Origin of the sequence: Bradyrhizobium sp. 179 (assembly GCF_023073535.1) — a bacterium.
Lineage (GTDB): Bacteria > Pseudomonadota > Alphaproteobacteria > Rhizobiales > Xanthobacteraceae > Bradyrhizobium.
Genome location: NZ_JADPJR010000081.1, coordinates 133,675 through 152,531, shown reverse-complemented (window position 1 = coordinate 152,531; position 18,857 = coordinate 133,675). Strand labels below are relative to the sequence as shown.

Sequence of the window (18,857 nt, the reverse complement as noted above, 5' to 3'; positions counted from 1 at the left end):
CGGTCAATTTCAATCGACAATCGGAGCAATCGAGCGACATGGATTCCGTGAACGCGACCAGCCGCGAAGCCTTGGATCCAAGCATCTTGGAATCGAGCATTGCATCGGCGACGCAAGGCGTCCTCGGCTTCCAGCAATCGGACGGCCATTGGGTGTTCGAGCTCGAGGCCGACTGCACGATTCCGGCCGAGTATATCTTGCTGCGCCATTATCTCGCCGAGCCCGTTGACACGGTGCTCGAGGCCAAGATCGGCAACTATCTGCGTCGCGTCCAGGGTGCCCATGGCGGCTGGCCGCTGGTGCATGACGGTGAGTTCGACATGAGCGCCAGCGTGAAGGCGTATTTCGCACTGAAGATGATCGGCGATTCCATCGATGCCCCGCACATGGTGCGTGCGCGCGAGGCCATCCATGCGCGCGGCGGTGCGATTCACAGCAACGTCTTCACGCGCTTCCTGCTCGCGACATTCGGCGTCGTGACCTGGCGCGCGGTGCCGGTGCTGCCGATCGAGATCGTGCTGCTGCCGTTCTGGTCGCCGTTCCACCTCAACAAGATCTCCTATTGGGCGCGCACAACGATGGTGCCGCTGATGGTGATCGCCGCGCTGAAGCCGCGTGCGAAGAATCCGAAGGGCGTCGGCATCGACGAGCTGTTCCTGCAGGATCCGCGTTCGATCGGCATGACCGCGAAGGCGCCGCACCAGAGCATGGCCTGGTTCCTGCTCTTCCGCTCGCTCGACGCGATTCTGCGCCTGATCGAGCCGATGTTTCCCAAGAGCCTGCGCAAGCGCGCGATTGATGCGGCGCTCGCCTTCATCGAGGAGCGGCTCAACGGCGAGGATGGCATGGGCGCGATCTATCCGCCCATGGCTAATATCGTGATGATGTATGACGCGCTCGGCAAGGACGAGAATTATCCGCCACGCGCGACGACGCGGCGGGGCATCGACAAGCTGCTCGTTATCAAAGACGACGAAGCCTATTGCCAGCCCTGCGTCTCGCCGGTGTGGGACACGACGTTGACGGCCCATGCGCTGCTGGAAGCTGGCAACGCGCAAGCCGTGCCGGCCGCCAAGCGTGGCCTCGATTGGTTGATCCCGAAGCAGGAGCTCGAAGTGAAGGGCGATTGGGCGGTGAAGCGGCCCGACGTGCGTCCGGGCGGCTGGGCCTTCCAGTACAACAATGCCCATTATCCCGATCTCGACGACACCGCCGTCGTGGTGATGTCGATGGACCGGATGCGCCGGGAGCACGGCGCGACCGGCTATGACGCCGCGATCGCCCGCGGCCGGGAGTGGATCGAGGGCATGCAAAGCGACGACGGCGGCTGGGCTGCCTTCGACGTCAACAATCTCGAATATTACCTGAACAATATCCCGTTCTCCGACCACGGCGCGCTGCTCGACCCGCCAACCGAGGACGTCACCGCGCGCTGCATCTCGATGCTGGCCCAGCTCGGCGAGACCGCGAAGACCAGCAAGCAAGTGGCCGACGGGGTCGCGTACTTGCGGAAGACCCAGCATCCGGAAGGCTCCTGGTACGGCCGCTGGGGCATGAACTTCATCTACGGAACCTGGTCCGTGCTCTGTGCCCTCAATATGGCCGGCGTCGACCACAAGGACCCCATGATTCGCAAAGCCGTGGCCTGGCTGGCCTCGATCCAGAACGAGGACGGCGGCTGGGGCGAGGATGCCGTCAGCTATCGCCTGGACTACAAGGGCTGGGAGGCTGCGCCCTCGACCGCCTCGCAGACGGCATGGGCCTTGCTTGCCCTCATGGCGGCAGGCGAGGTTGATCACCCGGCCGTCGCCCGCGGGGTGGAGTACCTGATTGCAACACAAAACAAAAAAGGACTGTGGGACGAGCAGCGGTACACCGCCACAGGCTTCCCCCGCGTGTTCTATCTACGATATCATGGTTACCCAAAGTTCTTCCCGCTGTGGGCACTGGCGCGGTACCGGAACTTGCGGAACACCAACAGCAGGGTGGTAGGGGTCGGAATGTGACTTTGGGGACGGGGGACTATTTTACCGCGGGTAATACGATCGACCCGCGGCCGATACTGATCGTGACCGGTTTGGTTCAGGAGGCCCGCATTGCAGCCGGGCCCGGAATGGCGGTCATCTGTTCATCCAGCAGCCCGACCCAGTTGCGGGCCCTGCTGACGGTGGTGGATCCCGAAACGATTCGCGGTGTGATCTCGTTTGGTGTGGCTGGCGGGCTCGACCCGACACTGCGCTCCGGTGACGTCGTGCTGGCCACCGAAGTGCTGTCCGGCGACACCCGTTGGGCCGCCGGGCTGTCGCTCGGCGACGACCTCATCGATCGCCTGACCTCGGGACGCCGCCGTGTCGTGCGCGGTAGCCTCGCCGGTGCCGAGGAAGTGGTCACCGGGCGGTCCTGCAAGGCGGCGCTGCATTCGGAGACGGGAGCAGCGGCCGTCGACATGGAGAGCCACATCGCGGCCGCCTACGCCGCCGAGGCCGGGCTGCCCTTTGCCGCGGTCCGCGTCATCAGCGACCCCGCCCATCGCGCGCTGCCGGCGCTCGCCCGCGCCGCCATCAAGCCGAACGGCCAGATCGACCTTCCGGCCGTGCTGCGCGGCATCGTGCGCAATCCGGCGACGCTGCATGCGCTGGTCTCGACCGGCCTCGACTTCAACCGCGCGCTGCGATCTTTGCGCGGCTGCCGCGACTTTCTGATCGGCACCGAGGTTGCCGGCAGCGAGACCCTGGTCTCAGAGGCGGCCTGAGCGGCTTCTTCGAGCTGACGAAAGAAAGGCCCGGTCGCATCGGCGACCGGGCCTTTCTCTTAATCTTACCTGCTTGGGCCTGCCTCAAGCCGCCGTCGAAGCCTTCGTCGCCTTCTCCTGCGCTGCGAGAGCTTCGTCGCGGCGGATCTCCGAGAGCTTCTTCTGGACCTGCTCGGAGAAGATGTACTGAGCCGGGCGCTGCTTGGACATGTCGATCTCCGGCGCCATCGGGCCAGTGGTCTTGATGCCGCGCAGCGACACCCACATCGCCTTCAGCGGGTTGTTGAGGGCTGCGGTTGCGGCGGTCGGCTCGTAGCCGCAATGGGCCATACAGTCGGCGCACTTCTCGTATTTGCCGGTGCCGTAGCTATCCCAGTCGGTGGTCTCCATCAGCTCCTTGAAGGTCTTCGCATAGCCTTCGCCGAGCAGGTAGCAGGGCTTCTGCCAGCCGAAGATGTTGCGCGCGGGCATGCCCCACGGCGTGCACTCGTATTCCTGGTTGCCGGCGAGGAAGTCCAGGAACAGGCCGGAATGCATGAAATTCCACTTCTTGCCCTTGCCCATGGCGAAGACGTCGCGGAACAGCTTCTTGGTCTTGGTGCGGTTGAGGAAGTGCTCCTGGTCCGGCGCGCGCTCATAGGCGTAGCCCGGGGACATCGAGACGCCGACGCCGAGCTCGACGGTGAAGTCGAGGAATTTCGCGATCTCCTCGGCCGGGTGGCCGTCGAAGATGGTGGCGTTGACGTTGACGGTGAAGCCGCGCGCCTTGGCCGCCTTGATCGCGGAGACGGCGCGGTCGAACACGCCCTTCTGCGACACCGCCTTGTCGTGGTGATCGCGCAGGCCGTCGAGATGCACGGAGAAGAACAAATACGGAGAGGGCTCGAACAGATCGAGCTTCTTCTCAAGCAGCAGTGCGTTGGTGCAGAGCGAGACGAACTTCTTGCGCGCGACGAGGCCGCGCACGATCTCGCCGATCTCCTTGTGGATCAGCGGCTCGCCGCCGGGAATCGCGACCATTGGCGCGCCGCATTCGTCGGCGGCATCCCAGCACTCCTGGGCCGTCATGCGGCGATTGAGGATCGCATCGGGATAATCGATCTTGCCGCAGCCGACGCAGGCGAGGTTGCAGCGAAATAGCGGCTCCAGCATGAGCACGAGCGGATAGCGTTTGCGGCCAAGCAGTTTCTGCTTGAGCAAATAGCCGCCGATACGCATTTCCTTGAAGAACGGGATGGCCATTACAAGTTTCTTTCTGGGCTTTGAATTCGGGTGGGTCAGCTCGCAGCCAGTTGGGCCGGAAGCCTGAATTCGATGTTTTCCTCGCGGCCCGGCAACACCGACACCTTCACGGGTCCGATCCGCCGCATCGCTTCGATCACGTCATCCACGAGTACCTCGGGCGCCGATGCGCCGGCCGTGACGCCAACCGTCCTGGCATTCTTCAACCATTCCGGATTGAGCTCGCTGCCGTCGGCAATCAGATAACTCGCGACGCCGGCTTCGGTGCCGATTTCGCGGAGCCGGTTCGAGTTCGAGCTGTTGGCAGCGCCCACCACCAAGATCACGTCGACCAGCTTGCTCAAATCCCTTACCGCAGATTGGCGATTCTGTGTCGCATAGCAGATATCCCGGATATCCGGACCTTGAATATCTGTAAAGCGGGCCTGAAGGGCCGCGATGATGTCCTTGGTGTCGTCGACCGACAGGGTGGTCTGGGTGATGTAGGCCACTGGCGTATCCGCCGGCAGCGCCAGCGCCTTAACCTCTTCAACGCTTTGAACCAGCAGCACGGGAGCGGGAACCTGGCCCATCGTGCCCTCGACCTCGGGGTGGCCGGCATGGCCGATCAGGATCAGCGTGCGTCCTTTGCTGATGTAGCGCTTCCCCTGATTGTGAACTTTCGTGACCAGGGGGCAGGTGGCGTTCAGCACCGGAAGGTCGCGCGCTGCGGCCTCTTCCTCGACGCTGCGGGCGACGCCATGGGCGCTGAAAACGGTCACCGCTTTCGGCGGCACCTCGGACAATTCCTCGACGAAGATCGCGCCCTTGTTCTTCAGGCTCTCGACCACGTATTTGTTGTGCACGATCTCATGGCGCACGTAGACGGGCGGGCCGTACTTTTCCAGGGCCCGCTCCACGATCTCGATCGCACGCACCACGCCCGCGCAGAAGCCGCGCGGCTGCGCCAGATAAACTTCCATTGGACGTCCATCACGCAAGTTGCACCAATCCACTTCAAAGTTCCCGACAGCACCCGATACTGACCAACGAGCTGCAATATCCGCACCATCGGTCTTGCGCACGCGGTAGCCGCCCACTCCCCGTTTGGGGCTCCGGCGCATGGAGGCGCAATACTTTGTGTCAAAAAATCGGCAGCAAGGGAAGGCTGAATGAACGTTGGGTTCCCGACAAAATGCATTATGTGGTATTATGGTAGGGTACTCCATTGTGAGCGATATGGCGGCGTGGTGCTCACTCTTTCGTCACTTTCCCGCCTCAACTCCCCGGTTATACCGACCGCCCCACATGATTTTTGCCACGCTCCTCCGCCGTTTACCTCGAACCTTCGCGCGGCGAGAGCCACTCAAACAGCAATAGGTTTCGCCCGGGAACTCCGATAAACAGCGGGCGTTTCCGGCAAGCTGTTAACCGCAGAAAGAAAAGAAGTGCTGCAAAGCGTCGTCGTTGCCATTGTCAGGGCCTGCACCCGGTTTGCTTCCCTCGTCGTCGTTCTCGGGCTCCTGCTGTCGGTGGGAGCGGGCTATTACGCTGCGCGCCACTTCGCCATCAACACCGACATCAATTCGCTGATTGCCCAGAATCTCGACTGGCGCCAGCGCGACCAGCAGTTCGACCGCGCCTTCGACCGCGACGCGACTATCACGGCGGTCGTCGAGGCCAAGACGCCCGAAATGGCGAGCGCGGCGGCGGACGCGCTCTTTGCCAAGCTGAAAGACGACAAGACCAACTTCCAGTCGATGCAGCAGCTCGGCAGCGGCGAGTTCTTCGAGAAGAACGGCCTGTTGTTCCTGCCGACCGAGGAGGTCGGCAAGATTACCGGTCAGTTCGAATCCGCAGCGCCCCTGATCGAGATCATGGCGGGCGATCCCTCGATCCGCGGCCTGACCGGTGCGCTCGAGACCGGACTTGCCGGGGTCAAGCGCGGCCAGGTCAAGCTCGACAGCACGGAACGGCCCTTCAACCTGATCGCGCAGACGGTCGAGACGGTGCTCAACAAGGGCAATGCCAGCTTCTCCTGGCGCGAGCTCGTCAGCGACGAGCCACTGAAGGATTCGGACAAGCGCGCCTTCATCGAGTTCAAGCCGATCCTCGACTACAACGCGCTGGAGCCGGGCAAGGGCGCCACCGATGCAATCCGCAAGGCCGCAGCGGATCTGGATTTCCCCACCAAATACCAGGCGCGGGTGCGGCTGACCGGCCCGGTCCCGATCGCCAACGAGGAATACGCGACCGTCCAGGAAGGCGCCGTCGTCAACGGCATCGGCACCGTCCTCGTCGTGCTGCTCATTCTGTGGCTGGCGCTGCATTCGGCGAAGATCATCTTCGCGGTGTTCGTCAACCTCTTCGTGGGCCTCGCAATCACGACCGCGGCCGGCCTGATGATGGTCGGCTCCCTCAATCTGCTGTCGATCGCGTTTGCGGTGCTGTTCGTCGGTCTCGGCGTCGATTTCGGCATCCAGTACAGCGTCCGTTATCGATCCGAGCGCTACAAGCACGACAATCTCTCGGGCGCGCTGGTGCTGGCGGCCAAGCGCTCGGCGGTGCCGCTGTCGCTCGCGGCGATGGCAACGGCCGCGGGCTTCCTCTGCTTCATGCCGACCGATTACAAGGGCATCTCCGAGCTCGGCCAGATCGCCGGCGTCGGCATGCTGGTGGCGTTCATCTCTTCGATCACCGTGCTGCCGGCGCTGTTGAAGCTGTTGAACCCGCCTGGCGAGCCGGAGCCCGTCGGTTACGCCTTCCTGGCCCCGCTCGATCGCTTCCTCGAAAAGCACCGCGTCCTGATCGTCGGCGGCACGCTGCTGCTGGCGCTCGGCGGCCTGCCGCTGCTCTACTTCATGAAGTTCGACTTCAATCCGATGAATCTGCGCAACCCGCACGCCGAATCCATCGCGACCTTCCTCGACTTGCGCAAGGATCCCAACACCGGCGCCAATGCCATCAACGTGATGACGACGTCGGAGGAGCAGGCAAAGCAGGTCGAAGCCAAGCTGGAGAAGGTGCCCGAGGTGCTGCGGGTGATGTCACTCGACAGCTTCGTGCCGCAGGATCAGCCGCCGAAGCTGAAGCTGCTCGCGCAGGGCGCCAAAGTGCTGAATCCCGCGCTCAATCCCGACCAGATCGATGCGGCGCCCTCCGATCAGGAGAACGTCGAATCCCTGAAATCCTCGGTCGACAATCTGCGCCGGACCGCGGGGGATGCGAAGGGCCCGGGTGCGGTGGCCTCGCGCCGGCTGGCCGACGCGCTCGAGAAGCTCGCCAATTCCGATGAGGCCACGCGCAACAAGGCGCAGGACGTGTTCGTCACGCCGATGAAGATCGTGTTCGACCAGCTCAGGAACGCGATGCAGGCCGAGCCGGTCACCCTGAAATCCCTGCCGCCGGATCTCGTCAGCGCCTGGAAGAGCAAGGACGGCATCATCCGCGTCGAGGCATTGCCCAAGGGCGATCCCAATGACAACGACACCCTGCGCAGATTTGCCGCCGCAGTGCTCGCGGCCGAGCCGACCGCGATCGGCGGGCCGGTCTCGATCCTGAAATCCGGCGACACCGTGGTGAAGGCGTTCATCCATGCCGGCATCTATGCGCTGCTGGTGATCGGCTTGCTCTTGTGGGTCACGTTACGCCGGTTCGTCGACGTGCTGATGACGCTGGTGCCGCTCCTGGTTGCCGGGGCGGTGACGCTCGAGATCTGCGTGCTGATCGGCCTGCCACTCAACTTCGCCAACATCGTCGCATTCCCGCTGCTGCTCGGCGTCGGCGTCGCCTTCAAGATCTATTACGTCGTAGCGTGGCGCTCGGGCAGGACGAACCTTCTCCAGACCAGCCTGACACGCGCGATCTTCTTCAGCGCGCTGACGACGGCGACCGCGTTCGGCAGCCTGTGGCTGTCGAGCCATCCCGGCACATCCAGCATGGGCAAGCTGCTCGCACTCTCCCTGGTGACGACGCTTGCCGCCGTGCTGCTGTTCCAGCCGGCCCTAATGGGCAAACCCCGCAATCTCAGGGAGTAGGCAGATGTCGCCGATCGGGTCGGCGGCGCCCTTCTGACCGGCCTTGGCTGCGCCGGCGGCTTTCGGAGCAGCGGGGGCAGGTGCTGTGGCGCCCGTCGTTCCCTGGGCCTTCGGTGCCGCGCCACCGGACTTCGGCGCGCCCCTGGCCATGGCGTTGGCGGGGCTCAAGGGGATCGGCGGACCAACCCGGGTCCAGGTCTCGCCCCCGCAGAGGAAGCCCATCACGCAGCCCTTGATTTCGAGCTGGTCGGTACCGGCCGGCGTGATGGTTGCGCTGTAGAGCTGGCCGTCCTTCGCGTTGTAGACCTGTCCCTCCCACTGATCGACGCCGGGCTTCTTCTTCATGTCGATCAGGGTCGCCATGCCCAGCGTCGGCCTGTTCTTTTTTGATACATCCGGGTTGTTCTCGTCGCGGCCGCCAGGCTGCTTTTCCCAGGACACGGCACCCCACATGCTGCCGTTGCATTGGGCGACACGAATGTTGGCGACGCCGTCGGCGACCCGCCAGTCGCCGGTCGGGTCTGCGGCCAGCGCGGGGGTCGGACAGGTGTAACCGGCAGCCAGTATTATTCCGGTGTAAAGGGCTAAACGCATGATAGTTCCTTGGCAGTGCAACATCGCTTAAAGCTGTGCTTGCGAAGATGGTCCGAAAAAGGGCAAAAGGCCGCACAGAGCGTTTTCGATAGCGGTCCGTTTTCAGTTGACGAGACGGCCCTCAACCGAAGTATGTAGCGGATGCACAGTCCAAATCCAGACATGTCTGAGCTCTTCGCGGACCGTCAGGCCCAGCGCAGCGCCCTGCATAATCGGTATCTGAACGAGCAGTTCGTTCGGGTTCTGAAGACCATCGGATACGATGTCGGGTTCCAGAAAGGGCAGGGGCAGTACCTCTATGATCGCGACGGCGCGCGCTATCTCGACCTCTTGTCCGGGTTCGGCGTGTTTGCGATCGGGCGCAATCATCCCGTGATGCGTGAGGCGCTCAAGAGCGTGCTCGATGCGGACCTGCCCAATCTCGTCCAGTTCGATGTCTCGGTGCTCGCCGGCGTGCTTGCCGAGCGGCTTTTGAAGTACGTCCCTTATCTCGACAAGGCGTTCTTCGCCAATTCCGGCGCAGAATGCGTCGAAGCAGCGATCAAGTTCGCGCGCGGCGCGACCGGCCGCCCCGGCATCGTCTATTGCGCCCACGGCTATCACGGCCTGACCTATGGCGCGCTGTCGCTCACGGGCGATTCGAACTTCCGCACCGGATTCGAGCCGCTGCTGCCGGGCTGCACCCCGATCCCGTTCAACGATCTGGCCGCGCTCGAAAAGGCGCTGGCCTCGCGCGAGGTCGCAGCCTTCGTCGTCGAGCCGATCCAGGGCAAGGGCGTCAACATGCCCACCGATGAGTTCCTGCCCGGCGCGGCCGCGCTCTGCAAGAAATACGGCACGTTGTTCGTCGCCGACGAGATCCAGACCGGCATGGGCCGCACCGGCCGCTTCCTTGCGGTCGAGCACTGGAACGTCGAGCCCGACATGGTGCTACTGTCGAAATCGCTGTCGGGCGGCCACGTCCCAGTCGGCGCGGTGCTGACGCGCAAGAGCATGTTCGACAAGATCTTCAACCAGATGGATCGTGCGGTGGTGCACGGCTCCACCTTCTCCAAGAACGACCTCGCCATGGCTGCGGGCATCGCCACGCTTGACGTCATGGAGTCCGACAAGCTGATCGAGTCCGCCGCCAAGCGCGGCGCCGAGCTGCGCCTCGCGCTGACGCGCATGGTGCCCGGCTACGAGCTGATGAAGGAAGTCCGCGGCAAGGGGCTGATGATCGGCGTCGAGTTCGGCCCGCCGAAGTCGCTGCGCCTTCGCGCTTCCTGGAACGTACTGGAGACCGCCAACAAGGGCCTGTTCTGCCAGCTCATCACGGTGCCGCTGTTCAAGGATCACAAGATTCTGACCCAGGTCGCCGGCCACGGCAGCCACACCATCAAGCTGCTGCCGCCGCTCACCATCACCGAGGAAGACTGCACCTGGATCGAGCGCGCCTTCGACGACGTCATCGCCGGCAGCCACAAGGTCCCCGGCGCGATCTGGTCGCTCGGCAAGACCTTGGTCGACAATGCGGTGCGACGGTCGGCGTAGTTTCGCCGATCCGTCTCAACGTGGCGAGACCCTCTATCCCTCGACATTCGCCTTCATCGCCGCCTCGAACCTGTCGACGAACTCGGCGAGCTCGTCGGCGCCGAGATCGCTGACGGCCCAGAAGTTCAGGCCGCGATTGCCCCAACGGCGGCAGTTGAAGCCCTGCATGGTTTCGGTCTTTGGCGCGCGATATTCCGCGTTCGATGTCTGCGACACGAACAGGTTGATGACGTGCTGCCGGCGCCGGTAGACCACGGCACCGATGGCGCGCGCATCGATATAGTCGAGGCGGCCGCCGACGAGCGTGAAACCCTGCGCGGTGAGGTCGATCACGGGCGGGGCGACGTCGAGCTTGCCGTTGAACCATGGCTTGACGGTGTGCTGGTCGGTGGAAATCACGTCGGTAAGGTGACCGGCTTGGAGCGAGCGCAGATGCGCGGAGACGACCTCCGACAGGATGCGCTGCTGGTCGTCCTGGCGCAGCACCACCGCGACGACGCCCGAAGCAGCAAGCGCGGAGACGGCTGAGCCCATTGCAAAGCCGCGCAGCACGGAGCGGCGGCTTGGTTGTTGGCGCTGCGGCTCGGGCAACGAGGCCTCGATCCGGCTGCGCAGGCTTGCGGGCGCGGTGTAGCGCAAATTGGCGTCGGCGAGCGCGCGCTGCATGTCGCGCTGCGCGGCGAACTCCGCAGCGCAACCCGGGCAGCTTGCGATGTGGGCTTCGACCTCGCGCGCATGGCCCGCGTCGAGCTCATTGTCGAGCAGCGCGTGAAGCAGGTTCCTTGCTTCGTCGCAAGTCATCTTGAGTGCTCCTCTTCCACATTCCAGGCCGCGCGCAGCATGGCGCGGGCGCGGGCGAGGCGGGACATCACGGTACCGATGGGCGCGCCGACGACCTCGGCGATTTCACGGTAGGAAAGATTGTTGATCTCCCGCAGCACGAAGGTTTCCTTGAACGGTTCGGCGAGCGCGTCGATCAGCTTGCGGATCGCGCCGGCATCGCGGCTGCGCAGCACTTCGGTTTCAGGGCTTGCCTCGCTCTCCTGCCAGATCGGTGTCTGCTCGGCGGCGCCGGGCGTCTCCTCGATCGCGCTGTGCGAATGCGCGCGCCGCGTATATTCTGCGTTGCAGACGTTGCGCAGGATCGCGAACAGCCACGGCTTCATCGCCGGTCCATGATAGCTGTCAAAGTGCTTCAGCGCGCGCAGATAGCACTCCTGCACCGCGTCCTCGGCGTCGGCGACATCGCGCAAGAGATAGCGCGCGAGCGTGTAGACGTCGTCGAGATAGGGCAGCGCCGCTTCGCGGAAGCGCTGCGCCTTCTGCAAATCGTCGCTGCCGGGCATCGCGCCTCGCTTTGCCTTTTGCTTTGCTACTTCTTTTGCCGTGATCGAATAGGTCTGAGCCCGGCCGGCGTGGGACAACCGGCCGGGCAAGACGTGGGTGCCTCGGTTGGAGATGTTACTCAACCTTGATCATCCCCGTCATGTGCGGATGCAACGAGCAAAAATATTTGTAGTCGCCCGCATTGGTGAAGGTGAACGTGAACTTGTCCTCGGTGTCCAGGGTCTTGGATCTGAACTTGCCGGCCGACACCACGGTGTGCGGGATGTCGTCCCTGTTGGTCCAGGTCACGGTGGTGCCGACCTTGATCGTGAGCTCGGCCGGCTGGAAAACGAAATTGTCGATATGCACCTCCGTCTCGTCGGCGCGGGCAGCTGTTGTGGGCAACAGGATGGCCGCGGCCAAAGCGAGACCGAAGTCGACACCGAAGTCGCGCCGATTGAGTGTCTTCATGATCAGCTTTTCTCTCAGCCCTGGAGCGGCGTGTCGATGATGGCGAGGCGCTGCTCGTTCTGCTTGAAGTTGATGCTGGCAACGCCAAGCATGGAGCGGAGCCTGGCGTTATCGACCTTCATCGGTCCTGGTGAGGGAGCGGCCCCCGGCGCAGGCTGCGGGAAGGCGGTCGAGCGCGCAGTGTGGAAAGTGACGTTGCCCTCGACCTTCTGCATCACCTGATGGATGTGGCCGTTGAGCACCGTGACCGAGCCGAAGCCCTTGACGTATTCCAGCGCTCGGCCGCCGTCTTCGGTGCCCCAGCCCCATTCGGGATAGACGGTCCAGAGCGGGATGTGCGCGAACAGCACGACCGGAGTCGATTTTGACTTGCCGCGCAGATCGTCCTCGAGCCAGGCGAGCTGCTCGGCGCCGAGATTGCCGAGGCCGCCGGCCTTGAGGTCGACGACGTTGACGAGGCCGATGAAGTGCACGCCGCCGGCGTCGAACGAGTACCAGCCGTGCCCCTTGGTGCCATGGCCGTAGCGCTCGCGATAGAGCTTCACCTCCTCGTCGATGAAGTCGTGCTCGCCCGGCACGTAATGCACGTCGAGCTTGGTTTGCGAGATGATGCGCTCGGCATTGTCGAATTCGGCGGCCTTCGACAGATGCGTGATGTCGCCGGTGTGGATCATGAAGGACGGCTTGACCGGCATCGCGTTGATCTTGCTCACGGCTTCCTCCAGCGTGCCGAGCGCGTTGGGATTGGCCGGCTTGTCGAATCCGACATGGCTGTCGCTGATCTGGAGGAAGGTCATGCCGGGCGCGGCCGCGGTAGCAGCTTGCGCAGTATCGATGATGCCGAGCGAGCGCGGCACGCCGCCGGTGATGGTCCAGAGCACCCCGGTGCCGGCCCAGGTCATGCATTCCAGCACCCTGCGGCGGCTGACGCCGTCGTCCCCGTGATCGTGTCCGCTCATCGCGCATCTCCTCTCGCCCGGAATTGGGCTTCGGGAAGGTGATCGGGGGAGGCAGGGTCTTATTCCCGAATGCGATGACGATTTCGTGAGGGGGAGATTCTCGTGTCCCGGACGCAATGCAGCACCTTTTGGTGATGCGTTGCAGAGCCGGGACCCTGAAAGCCGCGCGGTACGCTGTGAGATGGGCCCCGGCTCGGCGGCGCATCTGCGCCGCGTCCGGGCACGAGACTTACTTTGAAAAATCTCTCACGGCTTGCACCACGGCCGCCGGCACTTCCTGCGCCACGCAATGCCCGGCATCATCGAAGACCAACGTGCTGACGCGCGGAAGCAGCGATACGGCGCGCGCCGCCATTTCCTTATAGATGAGCCCCGACTTCGCGGCCGTCGTGACGCGCACCGGGCAGTCGATCTCGGTGAGCGAGGTAAACGGATTGCCGCGGGCATCGCCAAGATAAACCTGCTCCATCGCTTCGTAGATCGGACGCAGGATTGCCGACTCGATCTCCGGCGTGCAGCAGAGCTTTACCCGGCCGTCGTCGAGCGGCACGAAGCCGTGGCGCACGTAAGCCCAAAGCGACGTCTCGGTCCAATCCGCAAATGCCGGCGCCGCGCGGTAGCGCGCGAAGACGGCCTCAGCGTTCTCGAATTCGGCCCGTCGCCGCAGCGTGCCGTGCACGCGGGAAAGGGATTCGTCGCTCAATGCGCCGGAGCGCGCCGCGCGCGGGTCCATCACGGTCGGCTCCATCACGAACAGGCGCGTGAAGCATCCGGGATGAAGTTTTGCCGCGAGCAGTAGGTCGGTCGCACCAGCACTGTGGCCGATGCCATAGACGTCGCGCAGCTCGAGTGTCTCGATCACCCGGCACACGTCATCGGCGTAATCCAGGAAGTGATAGGCGCCGGGCTTGTGGCTGGCGCCGTGGCCGCGCCGGTCGAGCGCATAGACGGTGTAGGTCGATGCAAGCTCGCGCGCGACCTCGTCCCAGACGTCAGCGACGAAGCCAGTGCCATGCAGGAGCAGGGCAGGTGGTTTCCCGCTCTCGCCCCATTGCAACATGGCGATCTGCGCGTCGGCTGGGCCGATTGAAAAGCGGTACGGATTGATCATGGTGGCCGGATGCTACTTCGCATCCTCCAAAATCATCGCCGCACCTTTCTCCGCGATCATCGCGGTCGGCGTGTTGGTGTTGCCCGAGGTGATGGTCGGCATGATCGAGGCATCGACGATGCGGAGACCGCCGAGGCCGTAGAAGCGCAGGCGTTCGTCGACCACCGCCATCGGATCGTTCGCCGCGCCCATCTTCGCGGTGCCGACGGGATGGAAGATGGTGGTGCCGATGTCGCCGGCAGCCTTCGCAAGCGAGGCATCGTCGTCGCCGACGGAGGGGCCGGGCAGATATTCGATCGGGCGGTATTTTGCCAGCGCCTTCTGCTGCATCAGGCGTCGCGTGGTGCGGATGGCGTCGGCGCCGACCTGGCGATCGTCGTCGGTCGACAGGTAGTTCGGCGCAATGATCGGCTTCTCGTCAGGCGTTGCCGAGCGCACCCGCACGGTGCCGCGAGAGGTCGGTTGGAGATTGCACGCGCTCACCGTGATCGCGGGGAAGCGGTGCAGGGGATCGCCGAACTTGTCGAGCGACAGCGGCTGCACGTGAAACTGGATGTTGGCGCGTGCGCGCGTCGCATCGGAGCGCGTGAAGATGCCGAGCTGCGATGGCGCCATGGTCAGCGGCCCGCGGCGGCGGAACGCGTAGTCGAGCCCCATCAGGCCGCGGCGAAACAGGTTGTAATAGGTCTCGTTCAGCGTGCGCACCCCTTCGACCTTGTAGATCGCGCGCTGCTGGAGGTGATCCTGCAAGTTGCGCCCGACGCCGGGCCGGTCCACGACGATGTCGATGCCGAGCGGCGAAAGCCAGTCGGCGGGGCCGATGCCGGAGCGATGCAGCACCTGCACCGAGCCGATCGAGCCGGCCGAGAGGATCACCTCGCGCTTGGCGCGCGCCTCGATGATCTCGCCGTTCTGGATGAAGCGCACGCCGACGGCGCGACCCTGCTCGATGATCAGGCGGTCGACCAGCACATGCTTTTCCAGCCGCAGATTGGGACGGTTCAGCGCGGGCTTGAGGAAGCCGCGCGCCGACGACCAGCGCCGGCCGCGCTTCTGGTTGACGTGGAAATAGCTGGTGCCTTCGTTGTCCCCGGTGTTGAAGTCCGGGATGCGCTTGATGCCCATCTCCTCGGCGGCGTCCCCAACGGCGTCGAGAATGTCCCACGACAGCCGCGGCGCCTCGATGCGCCAGCCGCCTCCTGTGCCATGATGCTCGCTCGGCCCAAGGAAATGATCCTCCAGCCGTTTGAACAGCGGCAGCACGTCGTCATAGCCCCAGCCGGTCAGCCCGAGCTGGCGCCAATGGTCGTAGTCGGCAGCCTGCCCGCGCATGGAGATCATGGCGTTTATCGCCGAGCAGCCGCCGATCACCTTGCCGCGGGGATAGGCGAGCGCGCGGCCGTTCAAGCCCGGCTCGGCTTCCGTCTTGAACATCCAGTCCGAGCGCGGATTGCCGATCGCGAAGAGATAGCCGACCGGGATGTGGAACCAGATCCAGTTGTCGTCGCCGCCGGCTTCGAGGATGAGGACGCGGTTGTTGCGATCGGCCGACAGCCGGTTCGCGACAATACATCCCGCCGTGCCGGCTCCGACGATAATGTAGTCAAACTCACCTTCGAGCCGTCTTGGCATTCTGCGTCCATCCCAACAGGCGTCATGCCAGGGCTTGTCCCGGCCATCCACGCGCTTTCTGTCGTAATAGTCGGACGTAGATGGCCAAGACAAGCTGGCTAAAAGCCCGGCCATGACGAAAGGACAGGTTACCTTCGATCCACGGGAGTTAGGTGGACCGGCGCTTGCATGGTAGGACAATCCTGTGTTCCCAAAAAAGCTTGAGATGCTCCATGCCTATCGTGAACCGCGTCGCCGACCTCCAACCCGATATTCAGGCCTGGCGCCGGGACATCCATCAGCATCCGGAGCTGCTGTACGAGGTTCACCGCACCGCAGCATTCATCGCTGACCGCCTGCGCGAGTTCGGCTGCGATGAGGTCGTGACTGGCCTCGGCCAGACCGGCGTGGTCGGCGTCATCAAAGGCAGCAAGCCGGCCGGCGACGGGCTCAAGGTGATCGGCCTGCGCGCCGACATGGATGCGCTCCCGGTCGAGGAGCAGACCAACCTGCCTTACGCCTCGAAGAACCCGGGCAAGATGCACGCCTGCGGCCATGACGGCCACACCGCGATGCTGCTGGGCGCGGCGCGCTACCTGGCCGAGACCCGCAACTTCGCCGGCGATGCCGTGGTGATCTTCCAGCCGGCCGAGGAGGGCGGCGCCGGCGGCGAGGCCATGGTCAAGGATGGCCTAATGGAGCGTTTCGGCATCGAGCAGGTCTATGGCATGCACAACGGCCCGGGCATCCCGATCGGCTCGTTTGCGATCCGGCCGGGACCGATCATGGCGGCGACCGACGAGGTCGACATCCTGATCGAGGGCGTCGGCGGCCATGCCGCGCGTCCGCACAAATGCGTGGACTCCGTGCTGGTCGGTGCACAGGTGATCACTGCCCTGCAATCGATCGTCGCGCGCAGCGTCGATCCCTTGGAATCGGCCGTGATCTCGATCTGCGAGTTCCACGCCGGCAATGCCCGCAACGTCATTCCGCAAACGGCGACGCTGAGGGGCACTATCCGCACGCTGTCGCCGGAGGTGCGCCAGCTGGTCGAGAAGCGCGTCCGCGAAGTTGTGGCCGGCGTGGCGCAGATCACCGGCGCCAAGATCGATCTGCGCTACAAACGCAATTATCCGGTGGTGAACAACCACGCCGCGGAGACCGAGGTGGCAACGCGCATCGCCAAGCAGGTCGCAGGCGATGCCAACGTGCACGAGATGCCGCCGCTGATGGGCGGCGAGGATTTTGCCTATATGCTGGAAGCGCGGCCTGGAGCGTTCATCTTCTGCGGCAACGGCGACAGCGCCGGCCTGCATCACCCCGCCTACAATTTCGACGACGAGGCGATCGTCTTCGGTACGTCCTACTGGGTGAAGCTGGTGGAGGAGCAGCTGGCGGCGTCTTAAGGCTTCTGAGTCGTCATTCCGGGATGGTCCGCAGGACCAGACCCGGAATCTCGAGATTCCGGGTTCGGCTCTTCGAGCCGTCCCGGAATGACAATCTTGAATGCAAATGGCCGGGCTAAGCCCGGCCATCCGCATTTATGGAGTGTCGTTCTTCTCAGAAGATCCGCGAGAAGATCACGTAGAGCGTGGCCGACAACATGATCGCGCAGGGCAGCGTCAGCACCCAGGCCATCAACAGGTTGCGGATGGTCGACCATTGCAGGCCCGAGCCGTTGGCCGCCATGGTGCCGGCGACGCCGGACGACAGCACGTGAGTGGTCGAGACGGGCAGGCCGAACACGTCGGCGGCGCCGATCGTGGCGGCGGCCACGAGCTCGGCCGAGGCTCCCTGCGCATAGGTGAGATGGCTTTTGCCGATCTTCTCGCCGACGGTGATGACGATGCGCTTCCAGCCGATCATGGTGCCGAGGCCGAGCGCGATGGCGACGGCGATCTTCACCCAGGTCGGGATGAACTTCGTCGCAGCGTCGAGCGAGCCCTTGTAGGTGTTGAGCACCGCGATCTCGTCCTTGTTGAGATCGTTCGCCTTGTCCTTCATCAGGAAGCGGATCGCTTCGGAGGTCAGGTACATGTCGTTGCGGGTGTTGCCGACGGCTTCGGCGGGTACCTTGCTCAGCGTGCCGTATCGAGCGACCTGATCGCCGACGTCCTTCACCAGCACGGCGAGCGAGGGATAGGTACCATCGTTGAGCTCGTGCAGGGCGATGTATTGCGTCACCGCCGGGCGGGGATCGCCGATGATGCTGTGGCCGGCGCCTTTCGCCGAGATCACCTTGGAGGCAGCTTCGGAGGCCTTCTGGAACTGGGCGACCTGAGATTCCGGCAGCGCCCGGTTGAGGGCGTAAGCCGTCGGCACGGTGCCGATCAGGATCAGCATGATCAGGCCCATGCCCTTCTGGCCGTCATTGGAGCCGTGGGCGAAGCTGACGCCGGTACAGGTCAGGATCAGTAGGCCCCGGATCCAGAGTGGCGGCGCCTTGTTGCCCTCAGGTGCCGCGTACAGAGACGGATTGCGCACGATGAACTTGAGCAGCAGCAGCAGCACGGCGGCGCAAATGAAGCCGAACAGCGGCGAGAGCAGCAGCGCGTAACCGATCTCGGTCGCCTTGCTCCAGTCCACGCCCGAGGTGCCGTCGCGGCCGCGCATGACGGCGTTGGCGACGCCGACGCCGATGATCGAGCCGATCAGCGTGTGCGAGGACGAGGCGGGCAGTCCGAAGAACCAGGTGCCGAGATTCCACAGGATCGCGGCGATCAGAAGCGCGAACACCATGGCGAAACCGGCGCTGGAGCCGACCTGGAGGATCAGCTCGACCGGCAGCAGCGAGACGATGCCGAATGCGACCGCGCCGGAGGACAAGAGCACGCCGAGGAAGTTGAAGAAGCCCGACCACATCACCGCGACTTCGGCCGGCAGCGAATGGGTGTAGATCACGGTGGCCACCGCATTGGCGGTGTCGTGGAAGCCGTTGACGAACTCGAAGCCGAGCGCGATGAGGAGCGCGACGAATAGGAGGATGTAGGGCAGGTAGGTCGTCACCCGCGTGCCAGTCGCGTTGATGTCGACATAGATGCTGTAGGCGACGAACAGCGCGCCCGCGGCGAGGATGCCGAAGAACAGGATCAGCGTCAGCGGATTGAAGCCCTTGTCGAGATTTGGCCGCGACGCCGGCTGGACGGGCGCGCGATCTGTTACCGCGCGGTCGAATGCTACATCGGTCATCTCTGGACGCCCCTTAACCTTCAGGTAAGGGTATTGTCCGCGATGGATTTGAA

General features: G+C 64.1%; 15 protein-coding genes. 5 read left to right on the top strand and 10 right to left on the bottom strand.

Going from position 1 to position 18,857, the window contains the following annotated elements:
* The first annotated feature begins 38 nt into the window (after positions 1–38).
* Together shc and IVB12_RS20415 are read left to right on the top strand one after the other, a co-directional pair.
* Entirely contained in the window at positions 39–2,006 is a 1,968-nt protein-coding gene (gene shc / locus IVB12_RS20420) for a squalene--hopene cyclase (protein ID WP_247301326.1), read from the top strand.
* Positions 2,003–2,752 (top strand): phosphorylase, encoded by a 750-nt coding sequence (locus IVB12_RS20415; RefSeq protein ID WP_247301325.1) that lies wholly within the window; start codon positions 2,003–2,005, stop codon positions 2,750–2,752. Before shc ends, IVB12_RS20415 begins: the two co-directional genes overlap by 4 nt.
* Positions 2,753–2,836: 84 nt before the next feature.
* Here the strand turns inward: IVB12_RS20415 and hpnH are convergent, their stop codons facing one another.
* Both hpnH and ispH read right to left on the bottom strand, forming a co-directional pair.
* Entirely contained in the window at positions 2,837–3,994 is a 1,158-nt protein-coding gene (gene hpnH / locus IVB12_RS20410) for an adenosyl-hopene transferase HpnH (protein ID WP_247301324.1), read from the bottom strand.
* A 35-nt stretch (positions 3,995–4,029) separates the two neighbouring features.
* Entirely contained in the window at positions 4,030–4,956 is a 927-nt protein-coding gene (gene ispH, locus IVB12_RS20405; RefSeq protein ID WP_247301416.1) for a 4-hydroxy-3-methylbut-2-enyl diphosphate reductase, read from the bottom strand.
* Positions 4,957–5,421: 465 nt separating this feature from the next.
* Between ispH and IVB12_RS20400 the strand changes: the two genes are divergently transcribed.
* Positions 5,422–8,010 (top strand): MMPL family transporter, encoded by a 2,589-nt coding sequence (locus IVB12_RS20400; protein ID WP_247301323.1) that lies wholly within the window; start codon positions 5,422–5,424, stop codon positions 8,008–8,010.
* Here IVB12_RS20400 and IVB12_RS20395 read toward each other — a convergent pair.
* Positions 7,978–8,604: a DUF2147 domain-containing protein gene (locus IVB12_RS20395; protein ID WP_247301322.1), complete on the bottom strand. Its 627-nt coding sequence runs from the start codon at positions 8,602–8,604 to the stop codon at positions 7,978–7,980. The genes IVB12_RS20400 and IVB12_RS20395 overlap by 33 nt on opposite strands.
* 141 nt (positions 8,605–8,745) lie before the next feature.
* Between IVB12_RS20395 and hpnO the strand changes: the two genes are divergently transcribed.
* Positions 8,746–10,137 carry an aminobacteriohopanetriol synthase HpnO gene (gene hpnO, locus IVB12_RS20390; RefSeq protein ID WP_247301321.1) on the top strand — a complete coding sequence of 464 codons (1,392 nt, stop codon included), beginning with the start codon at positions 8,746–8,748 and terminating at the stop codon, positions 10,135–10,137.
* 33 nt (positions 10,138–10,170) lie between these two features.
* Here the strand turns inward: hpnO and IVB12_RS20385 are convergent, their stop codons facing one another.
* From IVB12_RS20385 to IVB12_RS20360, 6 genes are all read right to left on the bottom strand, one after another.
* Positions 10,171–10,938, bottom strand: coding sequence for an anti-sigma factor (locus tag IVB12_RS20385; RefSeq protein WP_247301320.1), 768 nt, complete (start codon positions 10,936–10,938; stop codon positions 10,171–10,173).
* A complete protein-coding gene (locus IVB12_RS20380; RefSeq protein WP_247301319.1) occupies positions 10,935–11,483 on the bottom strand; it encodes a sigma-70 family RNA polymerase sigma factor in 549 nt (182 codons plus the stop codon). The genes IVB12_RS20385 and IVB12_RS20380 overlap by 4 nt, the downstream gene beginning before the upstream one ends.
* A 115-nt stretch (positions 11,484–11,598) precedes the next feature.
* Positions 11,599–11,934, bottom strand: a complete 336-nt coding sequence (locus tag IVB12_RS20375) for a cupredoxin family copper-binding protein (protein ID WP_247301318.1) — start codon at positions 11,932–11,934, stop codon at positions 11,599–11,601.
* Positions 11,935–11,948: 14 nt separating this feature from the next.
* The gene (locus tag IVB12_RS20370; protein ID WP_247301317.1) at positions 11,949–12,893 is read right to left on the bottom strand and encodes a metallophosphoesterase; all 945 of its coding nucleotides are present in this window, start codon (positions 12,891–12,893) and stop codon (positions 11,949–11,951) included.
* A 229-nt stretch (positions 12,894–13,122) separates the two neighbouring features.
* Positions 13,123–14,004 (bottom strand): alpha/beta hydrolase, encoded by an 882-nt coding sequence (locus IVB12_RS20365; protein WP_247301316.1) that lies wholly within the window; start codon positions 14,002–14,004, stop codon positions 13,123–13,125.
* 12 nt (positions 14,005–14,016) lie between these two features.
* Positions 14,017–15,636 carry a GMC family oxidoreductase N-terminal domain-containing protein gene (locus IVB12_RS20360; RefSeq protein WP_247301315.1) on the bottom strand — a complete coding sequence of 540 codons (1,620 nt, stop codon included), beginning with the start codon at positions 15,634–15,636 and terminating at the stop codon, positions 14,017–14,019.
* A gap of 212 nt (positions 15,637–15,848) precedes the next feature.
* Between IVB12_RS20360 and IVB12_RS20355 the strand changes: the two genes are divergently transcribed.
* A complete protein-coding gene (locus IVB12_RS20355; protein ID WP_247301314.1) occupies positions 15,849–17,021 on the top strand; it encodes a M20 aminoacylase family protein in 1,173 nt (390 codons plus the stop codon).
* A 154-nt stretch (positions 17,022–17,175) separates the two neighbouring features.
* Here IVB12_RS20355 and IVB12_RS20350 read toward each other — a convergent pair whose 3' ends face one another.
* Positions 17,176–18,804 carry an inorganic phosphate transporter gene (locus tag IVB12_RS20350; RefSeq protein ID WP_247301313.1) on the bottom strand — a complete coding sequence of 543 codons (1,629 nt, stop codon included), beginning with the start codon at positions 18,802–18,804 and terminating at the stop codon, positions 17,176–17,178.
* Between the last annotated feature and the right edge of the window lie 53 nt (positions 18,805–18,857).